Source organism: Acidobacteriota bacterium, assembly GCA_028875575.1.
GTDB lineage: Bacteria > Acidobacteriota > Terriglobia > Versatilivoradales > Versatilivoraceae > Versatilivorator.
Genome location: JAPPDF010000052.1, coordinates 54,214 through 71,073 on the forward strand (window position 1 = coordinate 54,214; position 16,860 = coordinate 71,073).

Annotated in this window: 17 protein-coding genes; 10 read left to right on the plus strand and 7 right to left on the minus strand. The window is 59.4% G+C overall.

Going from position 1 to position 16,860, the window contains the following annotated elements; genetic code table 11:
* Positions 1 to 8 precede the first annotated feature (8 nt).
* Positions 9 to 1,295 carry a porin gene (locus tag OXI69_08125; protein ID MDE2666102.1) on the plus strand — a complete coding sequence of 429 codons (1,287 nt, stop codon included), beginning with the start codon at positions 9 to 11 and terminating at the stop codon, positions 1,293 to 1,295.
* 12 nt (positions 1,296 to 1,307) lie between these two features.
* On the opposite strand, the gene OXI69_08130 is transcribed toward OXI69_08125, so the two are convergent.
* Complete coding sequence (locus OXI69_08130) at positions 1,308 to 2,456, minus strand: cache domain-containing protein (GenBank protein ID MDE2666103.1); 1,149 nt, start codon at positions 2,454 to 2,456, stop codon at positions 1,308 to 1,310.
* Between the two features lie 501 nt (positions 2,457 to 2,957).
* Between OXI69_08130 and nuoL the strand changes: the two genes are divergently transcribed.
* Positions 2,958 to 5,015 (plus strand): NADH-quinone oxidoreductase subunit L, encoded by a 2,058-nt coding sequence (nuoL, locus tag OXI69_08135; protein ID MDE2666104.1) that lies wholly within the window; start codon positions 2,958 to 2,960, stop codon positions 5,013 to 5,015.
* Positions 5,016 to 5,101: 86 nt separating this feature from the next.
* A complete protein-coding gene (locus OXI69_08140) occupies positions 5,102 to 6,706 on the plus strand; it encodes an NADH-quinone oxidoreductase subunit M (protein MDE2666105.1) in 1,605 nt (534 codons plus the stop codon).
* A gap of 353 nt (positions 6,707 to 7,059) precedes the next feature.
* Here the strand turns inward: OXI69_08140 and OXI69_08145 are convergent, their stop codons facing one another.
* Positions 7,060 to 7,671 carry a hypothetical protein gene (locus OXI69_08145; protein MDE2666106.1) on the minus strand — a complete coding sequence of 204 codons (612 nt, stop codon included), beginning with the start codon at positions 7,669 to 7,671 and terminating at the stop codon, positions 7,060 to 7,062.
* 81 nt (positions 7,672 to 7,752) lie between these two features.
* On the opposite strand from OXI69_08145, the gene OXI69_08150 reads away from it, so the two are divergent.
* The 4 genes from OXI69_08150 (at position 7,753) to OXI69_08165 (ending at position 9,929) form a co-directional block, all read left to right on the plus strand.
* Entirely contained in the window at positions 7,753 to 7,962 is a 210-nt protein-coding gene (locus OXI69_08150; protein ID MDE2666107.1) for an AtpZ/AtpI family protein, read from the plus strand.
* Positions 7,949 to 8,407, plus strand: coding sequence for an ATP synthase subunit I (locus OXI69_08155; GenBank protein ID MDE2666108.1), 459 nt, complete (start codon positions 7,949 to 7,951; stop codon positions 8,405 to 8,407). The genes OXI69_08150 and OXI69_08155 overlap by 14 nt, the downstream gene beginning before the upstream one ends.
* Complete coding sequence (gene atpB / locus OXI69_08160) at positions 8,394 to 9,143, plus strand: F0F1 ATP synthase subunit A (protein ID MDE2666109.1); 750 nt, start codon at positions 8,394 to 8,396, stop codon at positions 9,141 to 9,143. Before OXI69_08155 ends, atpB begins: the two co-directional genes overlap by 14 nt.
* Positions 9,144 to 9,566: 423 nt before the next feature.
* Complete coding sequence (locus OXI69_08165; protein ID MDE2666110.1) at positions 9,567 to 9,929, plus strand: ATP synthase F0 subunit C; 363 nt, start codon at positions 9,567 to 9,569, stop codon at positions 9,927 to 9,929.
* A gap of 219 nt (positions 9,930 to 10,148) precedes the next feature.
* On the opposite strand, the gene OXI69_08170 is transcribed toward OXI69_08165, so the two are convergent.
* From OXI69_08170 to OXI69_08185, 4 genes are read right to left on the minus strand one after another with little or no spacing between them, the layout of a single operon-like run.
* Positions 10,149 to 10,595: a carbon monoxide dehydrogenase subunit G gene (locus OXI69_08170; protein MDE2666111.1), complete on the minus strand. Its 447-nt coding sequence runs from the start codon at positions 10,593 to 10,595 to the stop codon at positions 10,149 to 10,151.
* Between the two features lie 9 nt (positions 10,596 to 10,604).
* Entirely contained in the window at positions 10,605 to 11,450 is an 846-nt protein-coding gene (locus tag OXI69_08175) for a xanthine dehydrogenase family protein subunit M (GenBank protein MDE2666112.1), read from the minus strand.
* Positions 11,447 to 13,783, minus strand: a complete 2,337-nt coding sequence (locus OXI69_08180; GenBank protein MDE2666113.1) for a xanthine dehydrogenase family protein molybdopterin-binding subunit — start codon at positions 13,781 to 13,783, stop codon at positions 11,447 to 11,449. Before OXI69_08180 ends, OXI69_08175 begins: the two co-directional genes overlap by 4 nt.
* A 3-nt stretch (positions 13,784 to 13,786) precedes the next feature.
* The gene (locus OXI69_08185; protein MDE2666114.1) at positions 13,787 to 14,257 is read right to left on the minus strand and encodes a (2Fe-2S)-binding protein; all 471 of its coding nucleotides are present in this window, start codon (positions 14,255 to 14,257) and stop codon (positions 13,787 to 13,789) included.
* 212 nt (positions 14,258 to 14,469) lie between these two features.
* Between OXI69_08185 and OXI69_08190 the strand changes: the two genes are divergently transcribed.
* From OXI69_08190 to OXI69_08200, 3 genes are all read left to right on the plus strand, one after another.
* Positions 14,470 to 14,745 (plus strand): acylphosphatase, encoded by a 276-nt coding sequence (locus tag OXI69_08190; protein MDE2666115.1) that lies wholly within the window; start codon positions 14,470 to 14,472, stop codon positions 14,743 to 14,745.
* Positions 14,745 to 15,221, plus strand: coding sequence for a 2-C-methyl-D-erythritol 2,4-cyclodiphosphate synthase (gene ispF, locus OXI69_08195; protein MDE2666116.1), 477 nt, complete (start codon positions 14,745 to 14,747; stop codon positions 15,219 to 15,221). The genes OXI69_08190 and ispF overlap by 1 nt, the downstream gene beginning before the upstream one ends.
* A gap of 77 nt (positions 15,222 to 15,298) precedes the next feature.
* Positions 15,299 to 15,679, plus strand: coding sequence for a 4a-hydroxytetrahydrobiopterin dehydratase (locus tag OXI69_08200; GenBank protein MDE2666117.1), 381 nt, complete (start codon positions 15,299 to 15,301; stop codon positions 15,677 to 15,679).
* Here the strand turns inward: OXI69_08200 and OXI69_08205 are convergent.
* Positions 15,637 to 16,629, minus strand: coding sequence for an acetamidase/formamidase family protein (locus OXI69_08205; protein ID MDE2666118.1), 993 nt, complete (start codon positions 16,627 to 16,629; stop codon positions 15,637 to 15,639). The two genes, OXI69_08200 and OXI69_08205, sit on opposite strands and share 43 nt — an antisense overlap.
* Positions 16,630 to 16,860: the final 231 nt, after the last annotated feature.

Here is a 16,860-nt window from a genome sequence, read left to right on the forward strand (position 1 = left end):
GGAAAGCAATGAAAACGAATTGGGCCAGGTTGCTTATGGCTGGACTGCTGGCCTCGGGTTTGTCGAGTGGGGCGACCCTTGCGCAGGACAGCAGTCAGGAGGAGTTGCTGGAACGAATCAAGAAACTGGAGGAGCGGATCGCTGAACTGGAAGGGACGAGCAAAGCCACTTCCAAGGAAGCCGAACCGGCCGCCGACGCCGCACCCGGCGAGGCGGCTGCTCCTGAGGCGGAAGCCAGTGACACGGCGCCCATACTGGATTTTTTCAAGGCGACCAAAGTCAGTGGATATGTCGATGCCTATTACGGCTACAACTCAAACGATCCCGATAGCGGTATTGTCGACCTTCGTGGCCTGGATACCAGGCACAACAGCTTTCAGTTCGATCTGGCAAAAATAGTATTCGACCGGCCTGCCGGCGAGACCAACAGCCTGGGCTACCGCATCGACCTGGTCTACGGTCCGGCGGCCGACACCTACCACTCATTTGAACCCGTTGGCGGCCAGCAGGAAATCATCAAAAACATTCAACAGGCCTACGTGAGCTACATCGCCCCAGTCGGTGACGGCCTGACCGTCGATGTCGGAAAGTTCGGAACCTTTGTGGGTGCGGAAGTGCTCGACACCATCGACAACTTTCAATACCAGCAATCGATTCTCTTCGGCTTCGCCCAGCCCTATTACCACACCGGAGTCCGCACCAGCTATTCGGTTTCAGACACGGTGGACGTGGGCTTCTATCTTGTGAACGGTTGGAACAATTCCACCGACAACAATACCGGGAAGAGCGTCGGCTGGTCGATCGCCGTTTCGCCGAACGACAATTTCAGCATCAGTCAGGGGTATCTGGGAGGCCCGGAGCTGGACGGCATCAACAGTCCCTGGCGGCACCTCTTCGACACTGTGATCAGCGCCAGCGTCAACGACCAGGTGGAGGTGCTGATCAACTATGACTATGGATACGATGCCGCGGACCTGCCCCATTTCGAGCGAACGGCCTGGCAGGGCATTGCCGGCGCCGTGCGTTTCAGCACGACCGACAAGAAGTGGGCTTTTTCACCACGCTTTGAATACTTCGCGGACAAAGATGCCTTTGCTACCGGGATCTCCCAGGACCTGAAGGAAATCACCCTGACGGCCGACTATCGGGCGCGCCCGAACTTCAGCACCAAGTTCGAATACCGCTACGACTGGTCTGACCAGCCCTTCTTCGTCTCGGGAGCCGACGACCTGGTCACGAGCCAGAGCGTTTTCCTGATTGGGTTCGTGTACAGCTTTGGTTTCGGCGACGAGTGATGGCGCTTGGCGTCAACCTTCCTTCGTTTCCGCAATGTCGGTGACTTCCATCTTTCCATGGGTGGCCAGGTAGATGGCCAGTCCAATGGTTACGACCAGGATCCCCAGAGCTGCCAGCAGCAGATGGCGGTTCATGGTATCGACGGCGATATGGGTTTCGCTCATGTCCTGTTCGACAATGGAGATCCAACGGAGTTGGGGGTATTTCGACGACAGGGCCAACTTCCTGAACGCCACCATCTTTCTGCCGCCGCCCAGGGCCGTGGCTTCAATGAAGTCCGGCTGACCCGGCTGCCGCAGTGCGTTGAGAATTTCATCGAAATAGGGCACCTCCATCAGTTGAGCGGCCACCAGGTGGCCGGAATCCTCACTCTCCGTGGAGGTGGGATCACCAGTCTGAGCAGGGGGGAAGTCCACCACCTCGCTGCCGATGATGGTGCCGTCTTCCCGAGCCAACGACATGTTTCCAGTGGCTCCGATGGGAGTTCCCGTAACCAGAAGAAAAAGGTCGCTGATGTCAACGGCCACCCCGATGACCCCGATGACTTCCTCCGGCGATTTGTTCGCCACGGGGACGACGATGTGAAGCACGTTGATCTGGGTCAGGGGGTCGAAACGGACATCCTCAATGACCACCTGGCCGGTGACGCCATCCCTGAAGCTCTGGCGCCACCAGGGTTCGTCCCCCTGCTCGAAGTCGATGGGCTTGACGTTGGCCGCCACCGTCCCGCCGAATCGATCGGTAACGGTGATGCGCCGAAAGGCCGGATTGATGGCCACGAAGCCTCTCAAGTATCGGGAGGCAGGGTTGGAGAGAATCCGTTGAACCGTGGCTTCCCCCCGAGGTTGCAGCCAAGCTTGCTCGATGGCCGTGATTTTTCGGCGCACCGCGTCGGGGGATCTCGGATAGGAGGCGTTTCCGGCCACAATAGCAGCTTGAACCGCGGCGTTCACGGCCAAGGTTTCCACTTCTCTGACCAGGTTGTTGACGGCATAGCTCATGGTGGCTGCGTTGTTTCCGGAAATAGCCCTGAAGTTGGCCGCTACTTCCTCTTCGATAGCGGTCTTGGCCTGGTCGACTGTGAAGAAAATAACGATCCAGGTCGGGAGGTTGGCCAATATCAGCACGATCACGGCTGTGCGCAAATCGATGCGTCTCATGATGCCTCCTTTGGCAAACGTCTGTAGGGGGTTTGCTGATTCAAGTCTATTGGCTGGGTAGGCAATCGTCAAGCGAGGCCATAGTCGGTTGCGGATCTCGAAATAATGGCATTCGAGGAATGAGGACGTGTTCTCGACCTCCCTTTCTACAGGCACTCGCCAATCCCTCGAACCGATGTCGCGAGTGGAAACCGGGACGCATTCTCTTGGAAACCGTAGCCATCAGGATGCACGGCGAGCCTGTTTTTGGGCCGCATAACCCTCTCGGGGAATCATTGGTCATTGACTTCAAAAAAGGACTTATGCTAAAAATCCTGCGGCTTACCTACAGGGTCCGGCGAATGCGTGTTCCTTGAGGTTCTCGAGCGTTGCGCAATCGACGGTAGCCATTCCCAGCCTGACACTTCCAGAACCGGCCAACGGCTGTTCCGTGTCCTTCTCCATGGTTCCATCTGAGGTCTTTTCGATTCTGGCCTCCTGCAACATCACCAAGGTCATTTCATGAATTTTCTGGAGATGCTCGCGCTGATTCCGTTGTTTCCCGCGGCCGGAGCGCTTGTTAACGGCCTTTTGGGTCGACGGTGCTCCAAAGCGTGCATCGGCACGGTAGCCTGCGGGACGGTGGGTATTTCTTTCCTGCTGTCCCTGGGCGCTTTTTACCAACTTCTGGGCAGACCGGAAGGGCAGCGCCTGGTGGAGCAGGAGCTGTTTACCTGGATTTCTGCCGGAGCTGGAGAACTGAGCTCAGGGGCCATCTCCCAGTTTCTGGTGCAGTGGGGCTATCAACTGGATCCGTTGTCGGCGGTGATGATCCTGGTCGTCACCGGCGTAGGGTTCCTGATCCACATCTATTCCATCGGATACATGGCCCACGAAGAAGGCTATGGCCGCTTCTTCACCTACATGAACCTCTTCATGTTTTCGATGTTGACGCTGGTTCTGGCCAATAACTTCGTGCTCATGTTCGTGGGTTGGGAGGGAGTCGGTCTCTGTTCCTACTTGCTGATCGGCTTCTACTTCGAGAGGAAGAGCGCCGCCGACGCCGGCAAGAAGGCCTTTATCGTCAATCGGATCGGGGACTTCGGCTTCATGCTGGGAATATTCCTGATCTTCACTGCCTTCGGAACACTGGACTTCACCGGCGTATTCGGACTGGTCGAAACCCAGGCTCAGGCGGGAATGCTCGTCAGCGGCGACGCCACCATCACCGCGATCTGCATCCTGCTGTTCGTGGGCGCCATGGGAAAGTCGGCCCAGGTCCCGCTCTACGTCTGGCTGCCGGACGCCATGGAGGGTCCCACTCCCGTCAGCGCCCTGATACACGCCGCAACCATGGTCACCGCCGGCGTCTACATGGTGGCCCGCTGCAGCGCGCTTTTCGTCTTATCTCCCGACGCCATGCTGCTTGTCGCCGTAGTTGGTGCATTTACGGCCATTTTTGCGGCCTCGATCGGGCTGGTTCAAAACGATATCAAGCGGGTTCTGGCCTACTCCACCGTGAGTCAACTGGGCTACATGTTTCTGGCCTGCGGTGTCGGGGCCTTCGGCGCAGGTGTGTTCCATCTGATGACCCATGCTTTTTTCAAGGCTCTGCTGTTTCTGGGCGCCGGAAGCGTGATTCACGCCCTGAGCGGGGACCAGGACATGCGCCGGATGGGCGGACTCAGGACGCGCATCCCGGTCACATTCTGGACCATGATGGTTGGAACGGTGGCCATTGCTGGCTTCCCGCCCCTGGCGGGCTTTTTCAGCAAGGACGAAATACTGTGGCGTGCCTTCTCCAGTTCACAGGGGCACGTGCTGTTGTGGGCAGTTGGAGTGTTGGCAGCGGGCATGACCTCCTTCTACATGTTCCGCATGATGTTCCTGACCTTTTTCGGGAAGCCCCGGATGTCCCCTGAGGTCGATTCCCACGTTCATGAGTCTCCCAAGGTCATGACAGCTCCGCTCGCGGTGCTGGCAGTCGGCGCGGTCGTCGCGGGCTGGGTCGGCATTCCCCACCTGATCGGTCAATATGTTTTCCACTTGCCTCAGTACTTCGAGCATTTTCTGGCTCCGGTCGTGGCTCATCCGGCCGCGGTGGAGGGAGGACACGCCTCCGAAGGCCTGGAGTGGGGACTCATGGCGTTCTCGGTAGCCATCGCACTGATTGGGTTGTGGCTTGCGCGACGCTTCTACCTGACCCACCCGGCGCTACCGGAACAGATGATGTCCCGCTTCAAGAACATCTACACGACCTTGCTCAACAAGTACTGGGTGGATGAACTCTACGACCTGCTCTTCGTCAATCGGACCAAGGGCCTGGCCGACCGTTTGGCGAGGTTCGACAACAGGGTGGTCGACGGAGCAGTGAACGGCTCGGCCTGGTTGACGCGGCTGACGGCTTCGGTTTCCGGTTTCTTAGACTATTGGATTGTCGATCTGGCAGTTCGGCGCTCAGACCTTATCTACTACCTGAGTTTTCCCCTGCGGCGAATCCAGACCGGCGTCATACAGACCTATGCGGCACTGACCATCGGCGGCATACTTGTGATTGTCGGCTATTTCATGCTGACATGAACCCAGGACGGTTCAAGGACATCGAGGCTGGGTTGACAAGCCCGCACGGCAGAGTCATCGCAGTGATACGATCGGGAGCTTGATACATGTTTGAAGACCATCTCTTGTCCATTGTCGCCTACACGCCGCTGCTGGGCGCCCTGCTGCTGCTGTTGGTGAACAGGGAAAAGACCGAGGTCATCCGCTGGTTTGCCAACATTGTGGCCGCCATCGGATTTCTGGTGTCCATTCCGCTGATCATCGGGTTCGATACGGATGCTGAAGGGCTGCAGTTCGTGGAGCGCGCCTCCTGGATTCCCTCCATCGGCGTGGAGTATCACTTCGGCATCGACGGCATCAGCCTGTTGTTGATCGTGCTGACCACGGGGTTGGGGTTCCTGTCCATTCTCTCTTCCTGGAATGCGATTCAGGAGCGGGTCAAGGAATATTACATCTTCATGTTGATGCTCCAGACCGGCATGCTGGGCGTCTTCATGTCCATGGACCTCTTCCTCTTCTACGTATTCTGGGAGGTCATGCTGGTCCCCATGTACTTCCTGATCGGCGTATGGGGAGGGGCGAGAAAGCTGTATGCAGCCATCAAGTTCTTCCTCTACACCCTGCTGGGATCGGTGGTGTTGCTGCTGGGCATCCTGGCCCTCTACTTCTACAACCACGAGGTGACCGGCGTCTACACCTTCAGTATTCCGGCACTGCTGGAGCTGGATTATCCCTGGGAGTATCAGTTCTGGGTGTTCCTGGCCTTCTTCATCGGGTTCGCCATCAAAGTCCCCATGTTCCCGTTCCACACCTGGCTCCCCGATGCCCACGTGGAGGCTCCCACGGCCGGTTCGGTGATTCTGGCCGGCGTGCTGCTGAAGATGGGCACCTACGGCTTCATCCGCTTCAGCCTGCCCATGTTTCCGGATGCGGTTCAGGACACCACTTCATTGAACTTTGCCTATATGACGTTCGGTTGGTTCGACCAGCAATTCGGGCTGCTACACCTGATGATCTTTCTGTCGATCGTCGGGATCATCTATGGCGCCCTGGTGGCCATGATGCAGAAGGATGCCAAGAAACTGGTGGCCTATTCCTCTGTCAGCCACCTGGGATTTTGCATGTTGGGTTTGTTTGCGCTGAATCCCAACGGAATCAACGGCAGCATCCTGCAGCAGATCAACCACGGGATTTCGACCGGGGCTCTCTTCCTGATCGTAGGCATCGTCTATGAACGGAGACACACCCGGGAGATTTCCGAATATGGCGGGCTCTCCCGCGTCATGCCGGGCTATGCCGTCATATTCCTGATCATCACCATGGCTTCCATCGGGCTGCCGCTCCTCAACGGATTCATCGGAGAATTTACCATCCTTGCCGGAGCTTTCCAGCGCCACTGGAGTTGGGGGGCCTGGGGCTGCGCGGGAATCGTTCTGGGTGCGGCCTATATGCTCTGGCTCTATCAGCGAATGATGTTCGGGCCGGTGACCAATCCCAAGAACAAGGATTTGAAGGACCTCAGCGTCAGGGAGTACGCCACGCTGTTGCCGCTGGTCATCATGTGCTTCTGGATCGGGATCTACCCCAAGCCCTTCTTCAAGTACATCGAAAAGCCGGTTGAGAAAATCGTGCAGAGGGTGCAGCCCGGTTTCTTCGATCGTTCCGAGGCCCTGATGGCCACGCTGCCCATACAGGAGGCAAGGAAGAAGTAACGATCTGAGAACACGGGGACGCCTTGGCTGGTTTTGTCCGGTGGGACGTGGAAAGAGTTATCCACAAAGGAAAACGACCAACCACGAATAAACACCAATAAATGGGTTGATGAGTGGGCGATTGAGGAGTTTGGCAACCGAAATCGAGGGATCACCGGCAAAAGACACGGAGTTTTACCTAGTCGACAAAGTTGCAGAAGCACTCTGGCGCCGCTTGTCGTTGAAGTCGGCCCAACTGTGTTCGCGTTTATTCGTGTCTGTCGGTGTTAATTTGTGGTTCGTCTTTATGGACGATTGGGTGTTTCCCCTCGAATGATCCGCACAGCAGGGCGGGGGCGGGGCTGGACTGCGACTCAGCCTCTTCGGGGTCTCACCAGCTTGAAGGTGTAGGTCCTCTGATCGCCGCTCCGGGTCTGGATCAGCTCCACGCCTTTTCTGGGATAGCGCCAGCTCGTGGTCTGGAGATCCGGTCGGAGACGGCGGGGCTCCGGACCGAACATCTTCTTGAACAGATCCAGGTTGCCCCGCCGCAGAATCGAACGGAATCGTCCCTTCACCTTTCTGGCCAGGGTGGTATTGACGTAGATGGCCATGACCTTGCCGGTCTGCTTGTCGATGTCCAGGTAGATACCTCGTTCCTGATAGGCGGAACGATACAGGCCTCCCACCGGGGTGGTTCCAAGGGGTTTCCCCAGTTGCTTGTTCTGGTTGACCTCTGCTGTCCGGTCTCCCAACTTGACGCCCATGACTGACAGGTTGCGACTGGTCAGATCCGAAATTTGGGTAATATCTTCCTTCACCAGATCGTAGACCTTGATCTCCTCCGGTTCCGGGGCTGCTTCTTCCGCTTTAGGGGCTTCCGCCTCCGCGTCGGCTGCCGGTGGGGACTCGGGAGCCTGAGTACAACCGGCAATAAATAGCGAAGCGACGACGATTGCTATCCCAAGAGTATATTTTCCAGGCATGGCGTCCTCCAGTCGAACTCGGGCGTCCGACGTTGACCTCAAGCGGATGATAATGCATCCGCCGGCGAGAGCGCAAACAAGGTGGCGACCAGGTTTCAACAATACGGAGACTTGCTGACGCTGGGGATCATGTTTCCGGCCTGCATTGCCATCGGATACGGCCTGGGATACTTGCTGGACAGCTGGACGGGGAGCCGGAACACCTTCAGCTTCATCGGCATTCTGTTCGGAATCACGGCGGCTTTCGTCAATCTCTTTCGAGTGGTCAAGAAGGTCGATGGGAAGGAATGACATTCATCCCAGGAATCTCTCCTTCGTAGCCTTGACAGACGAGGGCCTGGAGCGCCGGCTTTGGAAAATCAGTCTCGGCCTGGGCGTTCCGGCCTGTCTGGCAGCCCTGATCCTCGGCGGACTCGACTCGGGCCTGGGCTTCCTGGCAGGGGCGGTGCTCTCCTGGATCAACTTCAGGTGGCTCAAGCAAGGGGTGGACCATTTCCTGGAAAGCGCCCGCTCGGCGCAGCCGACACCCAAAAGGGCGGCGCGTGCTGCTATCTTCAAGTATTTCTTAAGATACGCCTTGATTGGGCTGTCACTCTATGCTACATTCCGCGTTGATCTGCTGGAGGTCTTTGGATTTTTCTCGGGCCTTGTCTTGCTGGTCGGTGCCGTGCTGGTCGAGTGTGTATTGCAAGTGATCAAAGGTTGGGACGAGGACCCTTGCCATGGAACACGGTAGCACCTGGATAGCCGAATGGGTCAACAGCACCTTGGGTCCGGTGGTGGCGGCTCTGCTCGGCAGTCTCTATGGGCTGTTTGGCTACACATACACTCCCGGGCACATGATCATTCCCGAGCATGTTACCTTTGCCGTACTGGTGTTTCTCTTCTGCGCGGTGTTTTTCCCCATCGCCGGGCGGTCGTTTTCTCTGGAGAAGCCGGGCAAGATACAACAGATTCTGGAGCTGGTAGTTGAATTCCTCAACGGGCAGTTGGAGGAGATCATCGGCCATGGGGCCAAAAAGTACCTTCCCATGGTGGCGACCATCGGAATCTTCATTCTGCTGATGAACCTTTGCGGACAGATTCCGGGATTTGCCTCTCCGACCAGCAGCATCAACGTGACCGTCGGCTGCGCCCTGGTGGTGTTCCTCTACTACAACTACCTGGGGATTCGAAAGCAAGGATTGGTTTCCTATCTCAAGCACTTTGCCGGTCCGGTGCCCCTGATGGCGCCGTTGATGGTTCCGATAGAAATCATCAGCCACTTGGCCCGACCCTTTTCGCTGTCGGTCCGTCTTTTTGCCAACATCTTCGGAGAGCACCAGGTAGTGGCCGTGTTCTTTGCCCTGGTCCCCTTCATCGTGCCGCTTCCCATCATGGCGCTGGGAGTGTTTGCCAGTTTTCTGCAGGCTTTCATCTTCATGGTCCTGACCATGATCTATATTGCGGGAGCCGTCTCGGAGGAGCATTAACCCGCATTTCTCACCAGGCCGCTGGTGGCAGGACGAAGGCTAGTTTATCTGTCAGTACCTTGATTGGCTCCATGCAAAGGGCTTGCGGATAACAGACGGCGCTGGGCACGCTCTGGCTGGTCTTTTTCCCTCCAGCGCGCACATGCTCCCTCGACCGTAGTGACCGCTACGCTCTTCGCTCGCGAGCACGCGCTTGAGGGAAAAATCCTGCACCATGATCATGCCCCCTGGTGAGAAATGCGGGTTAAGCCTCAGAGGTCACGGCGCCGGCAAGGTCGAATTCGACCGTCCCTGCCACTTGTGTGAGCCCGGGATGCACGAGGGGTTCTCGGGAACCACCTCCAAGTGGCGCTTCATTGGTTCCAGCGGAGCTCCTTAAGATCGGGTATCCGCGGCGAACCCCAACCGAAAGGAGAATCCACCGTGAAGCGATTTTACCTGGCAGTCTTCATCGGCATCGTCGTTCTGTTGACGGCATCGCCGGTTTTTGCCCAAACCGATGACACCAGCTGGTGGCCGTTTTCGACGGAAGGTACCGGCAGTCACTGGCATTACATCAGCATCGGTTTCGCCATGGCCTTCGCCGCCGCCATTTGCGGCCTGGCCCAGGGGCGGGCCGTCTCGGCAGCCTGCGAAAGCCTCGCCAGAAATCCCGGAGCCGCAGCTTCCATCCGATTTGCCCTGTTGCTGGGGCTGGTGCTCATCGAATCGCTGGTCCTCTACACGCTGCTGATTGCCTTCATGCTTTACTTCAAGCTACCGGCAATTCCCCCAACTCCCTTCTAGTTCTCGCGGTAATTCTGCAGCCGCCTGCCGAGACTCCGGCAGGCGGCTTTTTTTTTGGAGTTTTCCGTTATCGCGTCCTCTGCCGACCCGCAGGACAATAGGTGGAGTGACGCCCGCGCTGACGGGATGCCGTCATCCCGCGACAATACTCCTCCAATGAGGGGAGTCAGCAGGACAAGGGCGGAGCCCGCGGTCGAGCCGGTGGGGGTAATCGGAAGGTTACTGCTGAGGCGCCGTCAGGGTTTCGGCCAGCTTGTCGAAGAAGCGCTTGATCATCATCTTGGAGGTGGTGTCGAGCAGGCGCTGTCCCACGGCCGAGATGGTGCCTCCCACTCGGACCTCTCCCTCGTAGCCAACGGACGTTCCACCGTCTTCGGGGGTCAACTGCAGCAGGCCGTCTCCCTTCAGGAAACCGATCCTGCCCGATCCTTCAACCAGGAGGCGAAAGCTGTGGGGGAAGTTGCGGTCGGCAATGCGGACCTTGCCGTCGAAAAGGCCGGAGATGCTGGCCAAAGCCATCTTCATCTTCATGGCGTAGGTGTCTTCGGCCACCTGGACCAGGCTCCGGCAGCCGGGCATGCAGCGCTCCAGCACACTTGGGTCCTGGAGCGCCCGATAACACTGCTCCTGATCCAGGGCGAGAAAGCGGGATCCGCTGATTTTCAATGCGGCCCCCTACAAGGCGGCCTGGATGGCGCGAGCGGTGTAGACGCGAGCCACACTCCTGCGATAGTCGCTGGAGGCGTGCAGATCCGAAATGGCGTCGACGCCCTCATCCACCGCAGCGGAAGCCCTGGCGACGTCGTCTTGGGAACCCGCAGAGCCCTCCAGCAGCGCCTCCACCCCGGTAGCCCGGTAGGCCGTGGCGCTCAGGCCGGTCACACCGACCCGGGCCATGGTGATTCGGCCACCCGAGGTTCGCACCCGGGCCGCCACGCCCACAATGGCAAAGCCCGATGCCGGCTGGCGCAGCTTCTGGTAGCTGACTCCGGTGCCGGCCTCTTCAACAGGCAGGATGAGCTCGGTGATGATCTCGTCCGGTTCCACGGCAGTGGTGAGGGCATCCACAAAGAAATCCCCGATGTCCACCACCCGTTCCGAATCCTTTCGAACTAGCCTGACCTTGGCCTCGAGGGCGCATAGGGCCGCAGGATAATCGGCGGCAGGATCGGCGTGGGCGGCGCTACCGCCCAAGGTGCCCATGTTCCGCACCTGAGCGTCGCCGATATGGCCGGCTGTCTCGGCCAGCAGGGGGCACTTCTCCTGAACCAGGGCCGAGGTGGCCACCTGGTGATGGGTAAGCAGAGCCCCCAGATGCAGGCTGCCACCCTCCTCGGCAATCCGATTCAGGTCGGCAATACGGCCCAGATCCACAACGTGTTCCGGAGCGGACAGCCGGAGCTTCATCAGGGGGATCAGGCTCATGCCCCCCGCCAGCACCTTGGCTTCGCCATCGGCCAGCAGATCGGCGGCTTCCTGCACCGTTCCGGGTCTGGAGTAATTGAATTCCTGGGGAATCACGCTGAACCTCCTTGCTGAACAAGTTTCCAGATTTTTTCCGGGGTCAGAGGCATGTCGATATGCCGGACCCCCAGGTGAGAAAGAGCGTCCACCACCGAGTTCACCACCGCCGGTGAGGCTGCGATAGTGCCGGCTTCACCCACGCCCTTGACACCCAGAGGATTGACCGGGGAGGGTGTTTCGGTGCGGTCGGTCTCGATGGTCGGAACCATGGCCGCCTTGGGAAGGGCATAGTCCATGTATTCGCCGGTGATAAGTTGGCCGGTGTCGTCGTAGACCACCTGCTCGAACAGCGCCTGACCCAGGCCCTGGGCGACGCCGCCATGCACCTGGCCATCCACCAGCAGGGGGTTGATGACCTTACCGCAGTCATCCACGGCCAGGTAGCGCTTGATGGCCACTTCACCCGTGTCCGGATCGACGTCGCTCACCACGATGTGAGCCCCGAAAGGAAAGGCGAAGTTGGGAGGCTCCCAGTAGTTGGTCGCAATCAGGCCGGGCTGAGTGTTCGGGGGGTAGTTGGGACCGATCCAACTGGTCAGGGCGATTTCACCCAGGGGAACGGTCTTTCCGGTCTTGTTGCAGGTGCAGACGCCGTCGGCATAAGTCACGTCGTCGGATTCCAGCAACATGGCCCCGTAGGTTTCGATCTTCTCCTTGAGCTCGCGAATGGCCAGCACCAGGGCTGTTCCTCCCACGGCCGTGTTGCGACTGCCGAAGGTGCCCACGCCGTGCTGCACCGTGGACGTATCCCCGTGGGCCACCGTGATGTTCTCGATGTCCACGCCCAGCTCGTCGGCCGCAATCTGGCTGAAGGTGGTTTGCGAACCCTGACCGTGAGGGGACACGCCCGTCATGATGGTGACCTGACCTGAAGGTTCGATCTTGACGGTGGCGCTTTCCCAACCGCCGGTGGGCAGAGCCGGGGAGGGACCGAAGGCGCAGATTTCACCGTAGGTGGCGATGCCGATCCCCATGAGGCGGCCCTTTTGACGGCCCTCCTGCTGCTCCTGCCGCAGTTGAGAATAGCCGACCGTGTCCACGGCTTTCTCCAGAATGGCCGCGTAGTTGCCGCTGTCGTAGGAGACCCCCATGGGAGTGTCGTAGGGGAAGTCGCTGGGTGGAACGAAATTCTTGATTCGCAACTCCACCGGGTCCATCCCCAGCTCGGCGGCCAGAACTTCCACCATGCGCTCGATCCCGTGGGTGGCTTCGGGCCTGCCCGCGCCCCGATAGAGATCGGTGGCCATCCTGTGGGTGAAGACGCCCACCACGTCGGCGTGGACGTTCTTGAAGCGATACAGACCCGGCAACATCAGCACCGAGAGGGTGGGCATGGCCGGGGTCAAGAGCATGTGGAAGGACCCCACATCCTGGATGATCTTGACCCTGAGCCCCAGCATGGTGCCGTCTTTCTTGGCGGCCAGCTCGTAGTAGTCGATGTGGCCTCGGCCGTGAATGGTGGCCAGAAACTCGTCACGCCGCGTCAGCACCCACTTGACCGGCTTGCCGATCTTCATGGCGATGAAGGCCGTCAGGGCTTCCTCGGGATAGAGCTCGCACTTGCTCCCGAACCCGCCGCCCACCTCCGGGGCAATCACCCGCAGCTTGTGCTCGGGCAAACCCAGCACCCCTGCCATGAGGGTTCGCAGGATGTGGGGGATTTGAGTCGAGCTGTAAACCGTGAGGGTCTCGTCTCCGGAATTCCAGGAGGCCACCGTCCCCCGGGGCTCCATGGCCGAAGGAGCCAGCCGCTGGCTGACGATGCGCTCCTTGACGATAACGTCGGCTTCCGCAAAGGCCTGCTCGATGTCTCCACCCTCCTGATGGTGGGTGAAGGCCACGTTGTCGGGCCACTCGGCGTGGACCGCGGGAGCGCCATCCGCCAGTGCCTCCTCGGGCTCCGAAACCGAGTCGGTGGGCTCATATTCCACTTCCACCAGGTCGACGGCATCGGCAACGATATAGCGATCGTTGGCGACCACTACGGCCACGGGATGCCCCACGTAATAGACACGGTCCTGGGCCAGCAGGTGATGGTGCGGGATCCTGAGGTCGGGCAGGGAAATGCCGCAGGGAACCGCTCCCAGATGATCAATGTCTTTGCCGGTGTACACGGCCACCACGCCCGGGTGCTGTTCGGCGGCCTGGGTGTCGATGCCCTTGATATTGGCTGCCGGGTGAGGACTTCGTACCACCGCGGCATAGTGCATGCCTGGAAGCTCGATGTCTTCCACATAGGTGGCGGTGCCGGTGATAAGCCTCGGGTCCTCCCGCCGCCGGATGGGTTTCCCCACCATTCGTTCGGTTTTCTTGCTTACGGTTGTCTCCATGGCTTACCCTCCCACCTTGGCTGCAGCAGATTTGACGGCGTTGACGATGTGCTGATAACCCGTGCAGCGGCACAGGTTCCCTTCCAGACCGTGGCGTATTTCCTCATCGGTTGGATCGGGGTTTCTCTCGATCAGCTCCCTGGTAGTCATCAGCATGCCGGGCGTGCAAAAGCCGCACTGCAGGCCATGCTCGTTCCAGAAGGCCTCCTGAACCGGATGCAGTTGCCCGTCTGTGGCCAACCCTTCGACCGTCACGATGTCCTGGCCGTCGGCTTGTACGGCCAACAGGGCGCAAGACTTCACCGTCTTCCCGTTGAGAGCCACCGTGCAAGCGCCACAAATGGAGGTTTCACATCCAATGTGGGGCCCCTTGAGGCCGATGACCTCGCGGAGATAGTGGATCAACAGGAGGCGAGGCTCGACTTCGTCGGTACGCTCTTCTCCGTTGATGCGAACATTGATTTGGGTCTTCATCTTGGGCGTCCTAACTAAGTTTTGGATCATTGAAAATCGGGGAGGAGCAAAGGTATATATCAAATTCCGAAAGAAATGCAAGCGCCGACTTTTGCGGATTGGCGAAATACCCTAGAGAAGACTTCCCGGTGGGAGGCAGGAAGCATCTGCCCGTCGACGCTCCTCCGACCGCCTATTGACATTCCCCGGGGGAAAATCTATGTTCGGAGCCTGTGAAAGCGGGGACCAGAATACTGATTGGCGGCGCCGTCCAGGGAGTCGGATTCCGCTACTTCATCTATCGCCACGCCTCCCGTCTGGGGCTGGTTGGATTCGTCAGAAATCTGCGCGGTGGAGAGGTGGAGATTGAACTCGAGGGTGAGCGCACTCTCATCGAAGCCCTGCTGACGCAGGCGCGCACGGGCCCGATCATGGCCCGGGTGGACCATCTCCAGATCGACTGGCGAGACTGGCTGGACAGGTACACTCACTTCGAAATCCGGCACTGATGACTCGGATTGGATTTGGATACGATATTCATGCTTTTTCCCCGGGACGCGGTCTGGTTCTGGGAGGTGTCAAGATTCCGGCGGAACGAGGGCTGTTGGGCCATTCGGACGCCGATGTCCTCTTGCATGCCATCTGCGACGCTCTCCTGGGAGCGGCGGCGCTGGGTGACATCGGCAGCCACTTCCCGGACGATGACGAACAGTTCCGGGGAACCCCCAGCACCGAATTCCTGAAGGAAGTCGCCCGGCTGATCAAGGTTCACCACTACACCGTTGCCAATCTGGATGCGACAGTGGTGCTGGAATCTCCCAGGATCGCCGCCTACGTGCCCCGGATGCGGGAAACCATCGCCGAGGTCCTGGAACTGGAGACCGACCAGGTATCGGTCAAGGCAACCACCCACGAGCGCCTGGGAGCGTTGGGAAAAGGGGAGGGATGCGCCGCCTACGCGGTCGCCTTGATTCAGCCGTTCTGAGAAGAATGGCCGATTGGGTTTGAAAACCACCGGCCGGCGGCGCATACCGTGCCGCCTCCCACACGGAAGGAGCACCGATGACCACAAAATCCGAAGTCGGCGACTTGATCCACCGGAACTGCGTTCCTTGCCGCGGGGGAGTTCCACCCCTCGAGGGAGAAGCGATCCGCAAGCTCTTGCGGGAAGTGACCGCGTGGGAAGCGGTACAGGATCACCATCTGGTCAAAAGCTTCCGGTTCAAGAATTTCAAGACGGCTCTGAACTTCGTGAACGAGGTGGGCGAGTTGTCTGAGCAGGAATGGCACCACCCGGACCTGGCCCTGGCCTGGGGCAGGGTGGACGTCAAGATCTACACCCACAAGATCGACGGGTTGAGCGACAACGATTTCATCCTGGCGGCCAAGATCGACCGCCTCTACTCATCGGCGCCCGGCCGCAAGCCCGATGTGTCCAAGTAGCGCATGGGAATCTCGGCCCCTGCCACGAAGTTCAACTTCCCCAGCTTGCACATCTGATAGACGTTGATGCGAAAGTCCGGACAGACGCTCACCAGGCAATAGGCGTCCGTAGGGCTGAAACCATAGTCGGTGACGAGCCAGTCCATCAGGTGGAAGGTGGCTGTCTCCACGGCAACTTCCAGCGGCCGGTAGGCATGGACAGCCACAATGGAGCCGGGTTTTTCAATCCGCATAAAGGGAATGGACTTGCCCTTTGTCAACTCCAGGCTCAGGCGCACCGTGGCATTGGTCTCGGCTGCTGTCCCGGTAAACTCGGTGTCTCCCTGACTGGCATGGACATCGCCGAGATAGAAGCGGGCACCGGGATGAAAGATGGGCAGATAGACCTTGTTTCCGGGAGCCAGGTCACGAATGTCCAGGTTGCCTCCCCAGGCACCCTGACCGTCGCCGCTGGTGGTGACCTCCCGATCGGGGGCCACGCCCATGGTTCCGACAAAGGGAGTGATGGGCCACTGAATCCGTTCATTGAACTGCAGGGTCCCATCCCGGGTGGTTCCACTGGGCCCCGGTGCATGGGGGAAGATCCTGGTGGTGTATTGAGAGGAGAGCTCCGGCCAGCGGGTTGAGGCGCCCAGGGGACCGCGGTTGGGTCCCACCGCCGTCCAGGAAAAGTCCGCTACCGTGATGGCCTCGATGCTCACCTTGAGCAGGTCTCCCGGTTCTGCGCCTTCCAGCCAGACCGGCCCCCCGATGGGGTTGGCCAGCGGCGGGTCCCGGTCGAATCCCGGTCGCAGGCTTGGAATGGCCTTGTCGTCCGGGGTGCGGAAATAGCCGGTGCTGGCATCCCAGGTCTCGATTTCAAAGCTCTCGCCGGGCTCGACTCTCAACAGCGGCTCATCTTCCCAATCAAAGGCATACTTCCTGGCCAGATCGCGAGTGATTCTTTTCAAGGCGCCTCCTTGGTGGTCGTGGTGGGGAACGCTATTTTCTCACGAAACCGCTCCTGCTCCAGCGAAGTCGTGCACCGGCTGGTGCATCGGGCGATAAATCTGCCACCGCCCTGGCGGACCGATCATTCAAGATGAAACAGGGGCCTCTTACGAACCTCTGAGACTGCCCCCCCCCCCCCGGTTCGACTGCGGGCTTCGCTTTCGGGGCGCCGCGTTGGCCCCCCTCCGGCT

Coding starts and splice junctions, on each gene's coding strand:
- OXI69_08125 (MDE2666102.1), top strand. CDS start 9: ATGAAAACGAATTGGGCCAGGTTGCTTATGGCTGGACTGCTGGCCTCG.
- OXI69_08130 (MDE2666103.1), bottom strand. CDS start 2,456: ATGAGACGCATCGATTTGCGCACAGCCGTGATCGTGCTGATATTGGCC.
- nuoL (MDE2666104.1), top strand. CDS start 2,958: ATGAATTTTCTGGAGATGCTCGCGCTGATTCCGTTGTTTCCCGCGGCC.
- OXI69_08140 (MDE2666105.1), top strand. CDS start 5,102: ATGTTTGAAGACCATCTCTTGTCCATTGTCGCCTACACGCCGCTGCTG.
- OXI69_08145 (MDE2666106.1), bottom strand. CDS start 7,671: ATGCCTGGAAAATATACTCTTGGGATAGCAATCGTCGTCGCTTCGCTA.
- OXI69_08155 (MDE2666108.1), top strand. CDS start 7,949: ATGGGAAGGAATGACATTCATCCCAGGAATCTCTCCTTCGTAGCCTTG.
- atpB (MDE2666109.1), top strand. CDS start 8,394: ATGGAACACGGTAGCACCTGGATAGCCGAATGGGTCAACAGCACCTTG.
- OXI69_08180 (MDE2666113.1), bottom strand. CDS start 13,783: ATGGAGACAACCGTAAGCAAGAAAACCGAACGAATGGTGGGGAAACCC.
- OXI69_08185 (MDE2666114.1), bottom strand. CDS start 14,257: ATGAAGACCCAAATCAATGTTCGCATCAACGGAGAAGAGCGTACCGAC.
- ispF (MDE2666116.1), top strand. CDS start 14,745: ATGACTCGGATTGGATTTGGATACGATATTCATGCTTTTTCCCCGGGA.
- OXI69_08200 (MDE2666117.1), top strand. CDS start 15,299: ATGACCACAAAATCCGAAGTCGGCGACTTGATCCACCGGAACTGCGTT.